This is a genomic window from Candidatus Hydrogenedentota bacterium, from assembly GCA_016791475.1.
Lineage (GTDB): Bacteria > Hydrogenedentota > Hydrogenedentia > Hydrogenedentales > JAEUWI01 > JAEUWI01.
On record JAEUWI010000010.1, the window covers coordinates 1 to 12,763 of the forward strand.

Genomic DNA, 12,763 nt, shown 5'->3' on the forward strand with positions numbered 1-12,763 from the left:
TTCACCTTCGCCCTCGCCCTCGCCCTCGCCTTCGCCTTCACCTTCACCTTCACCTTCACCCTCGCCTTCGCCTTCGCCTTCGCCTTCACCCTCGCCCTCGCCCTCGCCTTCGCCTTCACCTTCACCTTCGGCGGGAGCATTTACATGAACCAGGCGAACAACTCGGACTGCCGGGTTGCCCGCATCGTCCGACGCGTCATAGGTCACTTCGTAATCTCCCACAACGGCGGTGTTCACCGATGCGTTGTCCGTGGTTACGGGGACGCTTGCGTCCAGATTATCCGAAGCTGTTGCTCCCTCTTCTGAGTACGAGTCGACCCCGACTGTCAGACTTAACTCCGCCGCACCATTCAGCGTAATGACGGGCGCGGTTAAATCGATGGTCAATTCGTCGGTGGAGGTGTCCACGCCCGTGTTGCCAGCCGGGTCCTCGGCGGATGCGGCAATGTCGTGTGTACCCTCGGGAATTGCGGCAAGCGCTCCGGCGTCGAGGCTCCAGCTTCCATCCCCGTGGTTCAGAGCCGTAAGCGGCCCCTGACCCGACACGTTAATCGCCACCGATGCCTGCGGATCGTCCACCGTGCCGGACAGTGCAGGGGTCGGGTTATTGGTTATGTTTGTGCCGGTCGTAATCTCCGGGGATGTATTGTCAATCACAATCTGAGCCGGGCTTACTCCCGTGTCGAGGTCATTGCCGACGAGGTCGGCGAGATCCGTTGTGGTGAGCACCTCAATGTTGACGGTGCCGTCACCCGATACGCCGGAGAGGGTGATGGTGTATTCCGATCCGGCGCCTGAGAGGTCGATCTGTGTGACCGCGGCGGTATCCGTGGTCGTTATTTCCAAATCAGTCGTATCGAAGTTCGTCACGGCCTCAGCAAAGATCACATTGAGGTTGAGGGCGTCCGAGTTCGTCGGCCCAGCGTCTTCCGGTGTGATCGAGGAGAGACCGGGGTTCTCCCGGTCGATGGTGTAGCTTTCGTCACCGGCATGGGTAGCGCTCATGGTGTTCCCGGCGGCGTCCGAAATAGAGCCCAGGCTCTGGTCGAGCGACAAGCCCAGGGCTCCATTTCCCGCGACTGTTGTCACCGCTATGTCCCAAGAAGTGCCGCTTCCGGTTACGGATTCGATGGTCGCACCGCTCTGATCGTCTGAGCCGGTGAGGGAAAAATTGCCCGTGGCAACACCACTGACGGCCTCATCGAATTCGGCGGTAAACAATACCTGCGTTGCATTCGTCAATTCGTCGGAGGGCGTCTTGCGGCGCAGAGACGAGCAGCGGGGAGCCAGCCGGTCCACACTGTAACTCTCGTCTCCCGCGCGACCGTTTGGCAGACTGTTGCCCGCCACATCGACAACGTCGGTGAGATGGGTGTCAAGATTGACCTGAATCGTTCCCACCCCGATGCTCGTGCTCATTGTCACCGTCCAGCTATCGCCGGAACCGCCTACGGCCGTTACGGTGGTGCCCACCTGTTCCTCCGCGCCATTCGGGGTGAAATTATCCGTATCCAGACCGGTCACCGATTCGCTGAAGCCCACGGCGAACGTGACTTGTTCCGCGTTGGTCAGCGCCTCGGCCGGTGTGAGTCGAGTGATCGAAATTACCTCGGGGGCCTGACGGTCCACCGTGTACGATTCGTCTCCGCTTCGTCCCGTGGAGAGGGTATTCCCCGCGACGTCGGCAATATCCGAGAGGCTTTGGTCGAGTGCAACGGAGAGGTCACCCGTGCCGGATACCGTGGTGACCGTGACCGTCCACGTGTCGTCGGATCCGGTCACACGATCTATCGTCGCGGACGCCTGGTCATCCGTGCCGGAGACCGTGAAATTCGCGCTGCTCACGCCCGTGACCGGCTCGCTCAGGGCGATGGTAAAGTCCACCTCTTCGTCATTGGACAGGGCGTCCGCCGAGTTTGCTCGGTTTATGCTCTGCACGGTCGGCGCCACCCGATCAATCGTATAACTCTCGTCCCCCGTGCGCCCGGCAGTCAGCGTGTTGCCGCTCCCGTCTTCCACACTGCTGAGATTCTGACTCAAGTTCAGTCCCAGCGTGCCCGCGCCGGCCGCCGTGTTCACCGCCACGCTCCAGCTTTGGCCTGATCCCGACACACTGTCGATAGTTGCGCCGCTCTGGTCCTCGGTCGTGCTCAGGGAGAAGTTCCCAGTGGCCACGCCCGTCACGTCCTCACTGAACGTCACGGTAAAGGTCACCTGCGTGGCATTGGTCAGTTCCGAAGAGGGGGTTAGTCGTGAAATTTCCGTAACCTCGGGTGCCTCCGTATCAGACTGAACGGCGGCCAGCGCGTTGATAAGGCCGTAGCCGGCATTATTGTCCGGCGAGGCGCTGTTGGCTGCGGTAGCAAACAACGCATTCTTGACATCGGCCGGCGTGAAAGTTGGATTCGCCTCCAGGATGAGCGCTCCGACCCCTGCGGCGAAAGGGCAGGCCATGCTGGTGCCTGTCTTGACGTAGTAATTCGCAGGGCCGCTGCCGTTGAGGTTCAGGCCGTCGTTGTCCACGATGAGCGAGTCCACCGCGGCAAGTCCCGCAACCGAGTCGCGTGCGGATATCATCGCTGCCCCCGGCGAAGCAATGTCGGGTTTCATGGCGCCGTCAATTCGGGGTCCAAGACTGCTGAAGGGGGCCAGGGTGTTCACCGTCAGGTTGGAGAATTGGAACCCGGAATTCTGATAGTTGGTCCAGCTCTTGCGCTGGGTCCACGCACCAACCGCGATGGCGGTGTCGGCCAGCGCGGGAATCGTGATGGTGGAGGCGGTATCCGGGCTATCAAAGGCGCCCTTGCCCGACGTACGGTAGAGGTGCGCCGTAACGTCGCCACCGGAAGCCGCGCTGTTCGTGACTGAGAAGGTGTAGGTCTTGGAGGTGCCCCCGGCCACATTGGGCACGAGCACGAAGCGCTTGCCTTCCGTGCCCCGAATGCTGAAGCCGTTAAAGGCCTGGGTCAGTGACTCGCCACCGCCCAGATTGGTGCAATTCAGGGTCATGTTTCCATCGCCCGTAGTACCATCGATCCAGATAATGCGAATATGCTCCTGCGCGGTATAGGCGCTGCCGCTCGCGGTATTGTTGATAGTGAAGGAAAAGGTGCCCGAGGTGGTCGAGGCCGGCACCGTAACGGAATCGTGGTCTTTGTCATCCTGGGAATTGCCTGCGGAAATGAAGCAGGTCATGCCCGCCGCCGTGGCCGCGTCGATCGCCTGGCTCATGGCGTCGGAGCCGTCCTGGAAAACACCGAAGCCGCCGTAGCTCATGGAAAAAATGTCACAACCAACGGTGAGTGCCCGATCCAGCGCCTCGATTTCATCCGCCTCCGTGGCGTCGGCGCTCACATCGTTGCCAATCTTGTAAAAGTAAAAGTCCGCACCGGGCGCCGAACCCGCATATTTGCCCCCAGACAGCGCGCCGCTGCCCACGATGGATCCAGACACATGGGTGCCGTGGTCGGAAACGGTATTCGACACATCTGTGCCCCAGTTGGCCAAGCCGTCGCCATCGGTCAGGTCAAAGGCCTCCACAGGCGTGGGAATGTCGCCATGGGTGAGGTCCACGCCCGAGTCGGCCACGGCGATTTTGACGCCCGCACCGGTGCGCGCGGTGACACCTGTGCCCGAATGCACGTCATCCACACCGGTGAAGTTCGCCGCCTCATCATTGAGCGGTTCGGATCGAAGTTCGGCTGTTTCGAGGCGTACGATGCGCAAATCCGCCTCGACCACTTGCAGACTGGCGTAGGCTACCGTGGCGAGGTAGAAGCCATGGGGGTGGCGACCGGGCACCGGCGGAACGTAGACCTCGTGCACATCGATACCCCGGGTCGCAAGGTCATTGATTTCGACGGTTGAAAGGGGGCGCGTCACGTAGAGCGCGCACACTTCCGCGTCAAAGCCGACGGCGGGTGGCCCCACCGACTCCAAGGCCCTCGCCTGGGCCGGACCGGAGAGCGTGCGTGCCAATTCCTTTTCCATCTGTCGCGCGAGAATTTCGCCCGATATTTTTGGCAGGCCGGGAGGGAGGGGCTGGGCTACGCCCGAGCCCGGTGTCATTGACAGCGCGGCCAGCAAGAACAACGGCAAACGAATGCGACGAAAAGCGAACATCGAAACTTCCCCGATTGGATTTGCAACGGGCGGTAGGCACTGCACCAGTCTCGCCCTGCCGCTTCATAGCATAGCCCAAAGGGGGCAATAGCGCAATCGTGATATGCTGTCCGTTGTCCTCCAGAAAGAAGGCGGCCCCCCGCGGTAATCGCGCGGAGGGCCGAAATCGGACGGCGTCTCTGGATCAGGGGGCTTCGATATGTCCCACATAACGGCCAAGCCAGTAGGGAAGCAGCCAGAACACGCCGCTGCTCTCCATCAAACCCTCTTCATGGGGGAAGTCGCCGGAAATATACTCCCAGGGATTCTTGTCCCAGCGCATCACGCCCCGTTCGCTCGGCGGGAGCATACGGCTGGTCTGGAGGCTGTCCTGCATGGGTTTGCGCACCAGGTCGATATCCTCGCGCACGCTGTTGTCCACGATCCACTGGCGCAGGTCCAGCGGCTGATCGCGCAGAAAGGCGACGCTCTCATCCAGTCGCGTGTCGGCCCCGCCAACCTGGGCCATGGAAAAATTGAACAGGGGGCTCTGGTCATCCGCCACCGTGCTGTAAACCCACGTGAGCCCTTCGAGCAACAGCGTCTTCAGCTCGGGGTCGGTTTCGAGTTCATAAAGCACCGGCCCCAGTTCATAGATCATGCTGTCATCGATCCGACTCTGCTCCGAGATCCGGTGGGCTTTCGGGCGGCGCAGGAATTCCTTGTACCCGTGCTCCTTGATGAAGCGGTCATGCTCATTGAGGTACTTCTTGTCGCCCGACATGTAGTACGCGATGCGCAAATACGCAAGCACTTCAAAGCGGTTGATGAAGCTTTCCACCCACCAGTCATCGTTGTTCCGGAGCCGGTCTTCGTTCCACATGCCCCAGCGGGTGTAAACGCCCGTTTCGGGGTCCACCAGCGTGTAGTCATTCGCGATGATATAGTCGGTCAGTGTCGTGATGCGCTTCGCCGCCTTCGCTTTCTGCGCGTCATCCGCGACCAGTTTGTGGTAATAATAAAAGCCCATGTAGTGGCCGTTCACTTCGTCCGAGCTGGTATCCCCTTTCCAAAGCCACTTGCCGTCGGCGGAGGGCCTCCAGCGACGCTCCACATAGCGCCAGCGGGGATCGCGCACGCGTTGCGCCGCCACTTCTTCCGGCGTAAACGCCTGATTCTTGTCGTGGACTTCCGTCCATGTCGATGGCACCACCGTGCGGGCGAAGAAGCCTTTCCCGCCCGTCACCTCATGCAGATAGGAAAGGGCCTCAAACCCGCGTGTGGCATTGGCGCGGGCTTCCTCGCTGCCGGTTACGGCATAGCGAATCGATTCCATGGTCGTGTACAGGGAGGTGTACTCGCCGTCGTTGTCGTCGTCCACACCGTCCCATTCCGTCAGGTCATTCGGCCGTTTGAATTTGCACTTTTCAACAAAGCCCGGCGGGCGCACGTGACGCTCTTCCAAAATCGCCTGATAGTAGTCGGCCTTCTCCGCCAGCGTCATCATGCGCCGCTTGATTGCGCTGACGCCCTTCGCCGTGGCGATCCAGGCGGTGCCTTCGGCGTCAAAGTCGATATCCCGCACTTCGTCGTCCAGCAGCCAGCGCTTGCTGTGGCGAAGGGACCAGGGGCTGCCGTTGTTCTGCGCCACCCAGTCCGGTCGCTCGCTGTAGCGCGCCACACCCTCCGCCGTCCCGGCCCAGAGGGTGCCGTCGGGCGCAAAGGCCATGGAGCGCACGTCCCACCAGGGCAGTCCATCCGCCGTAGTGATCTTGCGGACGCAGGCGCCATTTTCCAGCACCGTGATGCCGCCCCAGCACCCGACCCAGAGCTGGCCGTTGGGGGCAAACGCGATACCGTTCACCGCGCCGGAGGTAATCTCCCAGGGCTCGAAATAGCGTCGTACGCCCGTCGGTCCATTGTGGTAGAGGCCGAGCCAGGTTGCGATCCAAAGGGAACCATCGGGGGCGGTGGTCAGGTCGCGCAGGTTGAGCGACCAGTCGGTGCTCAAGGGCGTCCAAGCGCTGCCGTCATAAGTCCAGGCCCCGTCCGGCCCCATGGCCGTAAGGCCCGAAGGGGAATCTGAAATCACGCTGATCGGGTGGCTGAGATCGCCGACTTTGGTGGCGCTGCCCTCGGCAATGCGGTAAACGCCATCCCAGGCGGCAATCCAGACGGCCCCGTCGGCCGTAAGCAGATCGAAGGTTTCCCCCGCGGCGGCACCCGCCTGTTTCACCCAGTTCCGCCCATCCAGGCGATAGGTCCCCTTGGGGGTGGCGGCGAAGACCGTTCCTTCGGGGCTCACGGCAACGGCCCGCACATCGTTCTCGGGTCCGTCGGCGACGATGGGGAAGGCTTCGTGATATTCCTGGACGAAGGGCGTGTCTTTCATGGGTTCAACGGCCGAAGCCTGGGGTAGTAAAACCCCGCCCGCCAAAGAGAAGCCTACGAGGGCCCAACCCGCGGCCAAAGAACGAAAACAGTTAAACATGCGCTTAAACTCCGGTTGTCCCCGACGACATTGACAGCGCGGGAACAGTAGCACAGGGCGGTACCGGATTTCGAAGGCGGGAGCAGAAGCGCAGACAAAAAAAGGGCGCCGGGCCCGAGGGCCCGGCGCGTCTCAACTTCAGTTATTCAGGAGGGATTACTCACCAATCGGTTCGCTGGAGGCGTCGGCGTCGGCACCGTCGGCGTAGCGAATCACGCCGCTGGAGTCCGTGAAGAAGCCCTTGCCGCCCGTCGTGCCATACACGGCCGCGTTTGCGTTGGCCGTAAAGTTATTGGCGTCGCCGCCGAGCACGTAGTTATATCCGCTCTTCGTGCCGGCCCAGTTACCGTCCAGGAACGAGGGGGTAGCGCCGGTGAGATCCGCGAAGTCTGCCGTATACTCATAGTTCGCGGCATGGTAGGCCACTTCAGCGCCCACGATGGTGCGCAGGTTGCCGATGGCGCTCGATTCGTTGGACTGCATGCGCGAGCGGAGCAGGTTTGGAATAGCGATAGCGGCAATGATGGCGATAATGGCGACCACGATCATCAATTCAATCAGCGTGAAACCTTTGTTCGAGTTTTTCATGGGCATTTCCTCCTGTTGTGTAACGTTGGCTCTTACATTCTCTTGTGGTTAGAACCTTCTCGGGTCCTTCTCCACGTTGTTTTCAACTGTTGTCCTTCATAAAGCAATGGCGATGCCAAGTTGGCAGTTTCAGGCCATTGAGATTGTAAGCTGCTCATGATAAACATGTTGCACCTCGTGTGGACGCGCGGGGAAAACCCGTAACGGGGTATATGGGCCACATTTTTTTGCTCCATGTGACAAAATTTGTCAAGAATCGTCCGTTTGCCGTCGATACCTTGGGTTGAACCCCGGCGCGGTCCCATGGGATGATCCCGAGCAGCCACTCGCCCACCGTTAAAACTGGGACTCAACGCCCCGCCTTGGAAACTTTGTGAAAATCGAAATCCCCTACGGTGACATCACGATGGCGGCCGAGGCCGACTGGATTCGCCCGCTGGGTACGTTGGATGTGGCCGACGCCATCAACCTGGATGATGTTCCCGCCGCAGTGCTGGACGGGCTCGCCCATCCCCTGGGCGGTCCGCCACTTCACGAGCGGCTGCGCGTTGGCGGCTCCGTTGTTATCGTGGTGTCCGATAGCTTTCGCAAGACCTGCGTCGACCAAATACTTCCGACCCTTCTGATCTGGCTTGGGGAGCGCGGCGTGGGGGACGAGCACATTACGTTTCTCGTCGCAACCGGTTCCCATCGGGGGCCGACGGGTGGCGAGCTTGACACGATCCTCGGGCGGGAGATTCACCATCGCTTCGCCGGGCGCATCCACGCCCACGATCCCGTGGATCGGGAGAATCTGGTGTATCTGGGCACGACCTCCCGGGGGACGCCGGTATCCCTGAACAAAATTGCCGCGAAGGCCGACACGTTGATAGTCACCGGCACCGTGGTGCTCCACTACTTTGGCGGCTTCGGCGGTGGCCGCAAGTCCATCGTGCCGGGGCTCGCGGGCCTGGAAACCATCGCGGCGAATCACGCGCTGAATCTGGATCCGCTGGAGGACGCGCTGAATCCGGCCGTGGCTATCGGCCGCATGGCCGGCAATCCGGTGGCGGAGGACATGCTCGAAGGCGCGCTGCTTGGACCGGACGCTTTTCTCATCAATACGGTTCTGGATCGAAAGGGCAAGATTGCGCGGATCTTCCTGGGAGACCTCGTGGCGGCCCATGCGGCGGCCTGCGACTTCTCCGCATCGCTCTATGCCGTCCCCATTCGGGAGCAGGCGGATCTCGTCATTGCCTCGGCGGGATCGGCGAAGAATTTCATCCAGAGCCACAAGTCGCTCTACAACGCCTGCCAGGCGGCCAAGCCCGGCGGCCTGATCCTCCTGGCCACCCCGGCGGAAGAGGGCTACGGGGGAAATAAATTCGCCGAGTGGCTCGCCCTGGGAAGTCGGGAAGCGATCATCACCGCGCTCCGCCGTAATGCCGAAATCAACGGTCAGACGGCCCTTTCAACCCTGGAAAAGGCGCGCAGAACCGTCTTCCTGACGCGGATGGCGCCGGAGCTCGTCACGGCCATGGGGGGGAGGCGGGTGGAGCGTCTGGCGGATGGGCTCGAAATGCTACGCCGGGACTTCGTCAGGTTTGGGATCGAGCGCCCCACCGGTCTGGTCATGCCCTCCGCATCGGTCACCGTGCCCATGTTCCAGCCCCGCTGAGCAACCCGCTCGGCATCGGAAGGCGGCGTAAGTGTTTGACTGGACAGGCGCTTGTTTGGTAGACTTCGTCGTTTCTGCGCCTTAGGGAAGGTAGTTGCGTCGTGTCGAGTCTTGAAATCCAGTTAATTTTCGTCACGGAACGCGGTTTTCGCCTCGACGTCACGTTGGACGTGAACAGTCTGCGGCCCGAAGGTGTGGAAGCCCTCCCCATGGGCGAGGTCACCGTTCGCGGGACTTTGACGCCCATGATAGGGCAGTATCTCTTTCAAGGTACGGTGGAAGGCGTCTTTTCCCAGCCCTGTGCGCGTTGCCTTGAGCCTGCGGAAGTCCCCGTGTCGCTGCCGGTGGTGTGGACCTTTGAAGAGGGTCCCGCCGAGAACCGCAGGCGGGATGACGACGATGACGAGGTGGTGGATGAGGTGGAGGATGAAGCCTACGGATTGTATGCCTACCAGGGTACGTCCCTCAGTCTGGCGTGGCCGGTGTGGACGGAAGTAGCGCTGGCTTTGCCTGTGAAGTTTGTTTGCCGCGAGGATTGTCGCGGTTTGTGCCCAGTGTGCGGGGGCAACCGGAATTCGGCGCCCTGCACGTGCCCGGAAGAAGTTATCGAAGAAACGCCTGTGCAAAACAGCGGATTCGCGGGACTGAAAGATCTGTTCCCCGATCTCCCCAAGTAGGCAGGTAAAGGAGTTTAGACAGTGCCAGTACCTAAGAGAAAAACCGGTAAAGCCAAAAAAGGCATGCGCCGCTCGCACCACGCCCTCACGCCCCGCCAGCTTATTGCCTGCCCGAGCTGCGGCGAGCGCATCCCTTCGCACCGGGTGTGCCCCAAGTGCGGACACTACAAAGAACGCCTTATCGTCAACGTAGATCAGGACTAACCGATTTCACGATTGCCTGGAGATAGCCGGATGCGAATCGTTGTGGATGCCATGGGCGCGGACAATGCGCCCGATGTCGAGATCGAAGGTGCGGTTTCCGCCAGCCTCGACAGCGATGTCCAGATCATTCTCGTCGGCGATGAAGCAATTCTGAAGCCGAAACTGGCGGCCTATCCGAAGCGTGGCGACATCAAGATCGTCCATGCGGCGGAAGCTATATCGATGCACGAGACGCCCGGCACGGCCATCCGCCAGAAGAAGGACTCGTCCCTTCTGGTCGGCATGCGCCTGGTCAAGAATGGCGAGGCGGATGCCATCGTCAGCGCGGGCAATACCGGTGCGGTCCACGTGGGCGCGCGCACGGTGCTCGGTCCCATGCGCGGCGTGGCCCGTTCGGCCATTTGCGGCACCTTCCCCACCACGAAGGGCCGCGTGCTGCTGCTGGACATCGGCGCCAACGTGGATTGTACGGCCCGCCATCTATGCGAATTCGCCGAGATGGGCATCGCCTACTCCCAGTATGCCCTGGGGGTGCAGAGGCCCCGTGTCGGCCTCCTGAATATTGGTGAGGAAGACGCCAAGGGCGGTTCCGTTGCCAAGGAAGTGCACTGCAAACTCCGCGTAGCGCCCCATGTGAATTTTGTGGGGAATGTAGAGCCCAAAGCCATGTTTGCGGGCGAGGCCGATGTGATTGTTTGTGATGGTTTCCATGGAAACCTGCTGCTGAAAACCGCCGAGGCCGTGGCGCGCCTTACTGGTGGATTGCTGCGGGAGGAATTCGAACGTTCCTTCTTCAACAAGCTCGCCGCCCTTTTTGCCATGCGCTCGCTCAAAGCGATCAAAGCCAAGGTCGATCCGAACGAATCACCGGGGGCGCCCTTGCTCGGCGTGAACGGGATCGTCATCATCATCCATGGGTCGTCCAACGGAACCGGTGTCGCCAATGCCATCAAAGGCGCCCAGGTCGCCTTCAAGAATGGATTGAACCAGCATATCGCCGAAAATATCGAAGAGCTGCGCAGCGTCGACCGCAAGGTAAGCTGAAGCGCACACGTCGGGGAGAGCCGTCCATGAGTTTCTTTCTTTTTCCAGGGCAGGGAAGCCAGAAGCCAGCCATGGCTCAGGACTTCTATGAAGGCTCCCACACCGCCAAGGCCGTCCTCGATGAGGCGAATGCCCTCTTCGGAGAAGAAGACCTCCTCCATATACTCTTCAGCGGAACGCAAGATGAGTTGAACCAGACCCGGATCGCCCAGCCTGGACTCCTGGCGGTGGAAGTGGCCATCGCCCGTCACTTGGCGGAGTCCGGGATCCACCCTTCCGGCTGCGCCGGTCATTCACTGGGCGAGATTCCCGCACTCGTCGTAGCCGGTGTGGTGTCCTTCGAGGACGCTTTCCGATTCACGATGGTCCGGGCCCGTCTCATGAGCGAGAACGTTCCCGAAGGCGGTATGGCCGCCGTCATGGGACTCGACGCCGACCTCATCACCGCGAGCCTGCCCAAGTCCGTGCAGGTGGCCAACTACAACGGTCCATCCCAGACCATCATCAGTGGCACAAAGGACGGCCTCGCCGCCGCCGAGGGTATCCTGAAGGACGCGGGCGCCAAGCGTGTCATGCCCCTCGCGGTCTCCGGACCCTTCCATTCTCAGTACATGCGTCCCGCAGCCGAAGAATTTGCCTCGGTGCTTGCGGGCGTGACGTTCCATGCACCCAGCATACCGTTCATTTCCTCCGTTACGGGCGGCCCCGTCGAATCGCCGAACACCATTCGCGCGCTCCTCGCGGAACAGCTCTACTCTCCCGTGCGCTGGACGGATGTCATGGCCCGGATTGGCCACCAGTCCGCGCTGGAAGTAGGGCCGGGCAATGTGTTGAAGGGGTTGGCCAAGCGGATGGAAGGGGCACCCACCGTGCACGCCGCAGGCATGCTGACCGACCTCACTGAACTGGTGGACGCGGGACATCATCACCATCATCACCGCCACCCCCACCTCGAATTGTAGTTTGAACGAAGTCTCCGGTTCGTGACAGAACGCAGAGAGCACAAAGAGAATCCAACTCTTTGCGCTCTCTGCGTTCTTTTGCGGTACGTAAGAAAATTTTCACGAAAGCACCCATGGCAACCCCGAGCGGGGTATTGAAGAAGGAATCATAATCCATGAGCGATTTTAACAACGCGGTAGTACTTATCACCGGCGGCACGCGGGGTATTGGCCGCGCCTGCGCCGAACTCTTCGCCAGCCTGGGCGCCAAGGTCGCCATCTGCGGCCGCGGCAAGGAAGCCGCCGAAAAGGCGGCCGCCGAGATTGGGGACAACGTCAAGGGTTATGGCTGCGACATCAGTTCTCCCGCTTCCGTGGACGCTCTGATCGAGCAGGTCACGGAGGATCTTGGCACCATCCAAGTGCTGGTAAACAACGCCGGCATTACCCGTGACGGCCTGCTCATGCGCATGAAGGACGAGCAGTGGGCCGAAGTCATCCAGACCAATCTCACCGGTGCCTTCTACACCTGTCGCGCCGCCGCCAAGACCATGCTCAAGGCGCGCTATGGCCGCATCATCAACGTCGGCTCCGTCGTCGGTCTCCGCGGCCAGGCCGGCCAGTCCAACTACGCCGCCGCCAAGGCGGGCATCATCGGCTTTACCAAGGCCTACGCCCAGGAAGTCGCCAGTCGCAACATCACGGTGAATGTGATCGCCCCCGGCTACATCGCCACCGACATGACCGCCGAGCTCGGCGAAAAAGCCACCGCCGCCATCGTGGATCACATCCCCATGAAGCGCGTCGGCCAGCCGGAAGACATCGCCCACGCCGTCGCCTTCCTGGCTTCCCCCCAGGCGGGCTACATCACCGGCGCGACGTTGAGCGTCGATGGCGGGATTGGGATGTAGGGTCTCGCGGTCAAAGGACCTAAAGGCCTCGAAAGACTTAAGGGACGCGATCCGACTCGGGCGAAGAGTTGGGTCGCGTCCCTTCGTCATTTAGGTCCTTTCCGTCCCTTGGGTCCCTGGTCCCGGGTACTCACACCTTGACAAATCCG

9 protein-coding genes are annotated in these 12,763 nt (G+C 61.2%); 6 read left to right on the forward strand and 3 right to left on the reverse strand.

Going from position 1 to position 12,763, the window contains the following annotated elements:
• From JNK74_07165 to JNK74_07175, 3 genes are all read right to left on the reverse strand, one after another.
• On the reverse strand, positions 1 to 4,122 hold a 4,122-nt coding region (locus JNK74_07165; GenBank protein ID MBL7645957.1), incomplete at its 3' end, for a S8 family serine peptidase.
• A 184-nt stretch (positions 4,123 to 4,306) separates the two neighbouring features.
• Positions 4,307 to 6,592, reverse strand: coding sequence for a regulator (locus JNK74_07170; protein ID MBL7645958.1), 2,286 nt, complete (start codon positions 6,590 to 6,592; stop codon positions 4,307 to 4,309).
• Positions 6,593 to 6,748: 156 nt separating this feature from the next.
• The gene (locus JNK74_07175) at positions 6,749 to 7,180 is read right to left on the reverse strand and encodes a prepilin-type N-terminal cleavage/methylation domain-containing protein (GenBank protein MBL7645959.1); all 432 of its coding nucleotides are present in this window, start codon (positions 7,178 to 7,180) and stop codon (positions 6,749 to 6,751) included.
• Between the two features lie 373 nt (positions 7,181 to 7,553).
• On the opposite strand from JNK74_07175, the gene larA reads away from it, so the two are divergent.
• The 6 genes from larA to fabG all read left to right on the forward strand — a co-directional run bounded on the left by larA (position 7,554) and on the right by fabG (position 12,614).
• Positions 7,554 to 8,837, forward strand: coding sequence for a nickel-dependent lactate racemase (gene larA / locus JNK74_07180; protein ID MBL7645960.1), 1,284 nt, complete (start codon positions 7,554 to 7,556; stop codon positions 8,835 to 8,837).
• 101 nt (positions 8,838 to 8,938) lie between these two features.
• Positions 8,939 to 9,514, forward strand: coding sequence for a DUF177 domain-containing protein (locus JNK74_07185; protein MBL7645961.1), 576 nt, complete (start codon positions 8,939 to 8,941; stop codon positions 9,512 to 9,514).
• A gap of 21 nt (positions 9,515 to 9,535) precedes the next feature.
• Positions 9,536 to 9,718 (forward strand): 50S ribosomal protein L32, encoded by a 183-nt coding sequence (rpmF, locus tag JNK74_07190; protein ID MBL7645962.1) that lies wholly within the window; start codon positions 9,536 to 9,538, stop codon positions 9,716 to 9,718.
• A 30-nt stretch (positions 9,719 to 9,748) separates the two neighbouring features.
• Entirely contained in the window at positions 9,749 to 10,762 is a 1,014-nt protein-coding gene (plsX, locus tag JNK74_07195; GenBank protein ID MBL7645963.1) for a phosphate acyltransferase PlsX, read from the forward strand.
• 26 nt (positions 10,763 to 10,788) lie between these two features.
• Entirely contained in the window at positions 10,789 to 11,724 is a 936-nt protein-coding gene (gene fabD, locus JNK74_07200; GenBank protein MBL7645964.1) for an ACP S-malonyltransferase, read from the forward strand.
• A gap of 155 nt (positions 11,725 to 11,879) precedes the next feature.
• Positions 11,880 to 12,614, forward strand: a complete 735-nt coding sequence (gene fabG, locus JNK74_07205; protein ID MBL7645965.1) for a 3-oxoacyl-[acyl-carrier-protein] reductase — start codon at positions 11,880 to 11,882, stop codon at positions 12,612 to 12,614.
• Positions 12,615 to 12,763: the final 149 nt, after the last annotated feature.

Bases quoted from the DNA above. Each gene is read 5' to 3' on its own strand.
- JNK74_07170 (MBL7645958.1), bottom strand. From the start codon at position 6,592: ATGTTTAACTGTTTTCGTTCTTTGGCCGCGGGTTGGGCCCTCGTAGGC.
- JNK74_07175 (MBL7645959.1), bottom strand. From the start codon at position 7,180: ATGAAAAACTCGAACAAAGGTTTCACGCTGATTGAATTGATGATCGTG.
- plsX (MBL7645963.1), top strand. From the start codon at position 9,749: ATGCGAATCGTTGTGGATGCCATGGGCGCGGACAATGCGCCCGATGTC.
- fabD (MBL7645964.1), top strand. From the start codon at position 10,789: ATGAGTTTCTTTCTTTTTCCAGGGCAGGGAAGCCAGAAGCCAGCCATG.
- fabG (MBL7645965.1), top strand. From the start codon at position 11,880: ATGAGCGATTTTAACAACGCGGTAGTACTTATCACCGGCGGCACGCGG.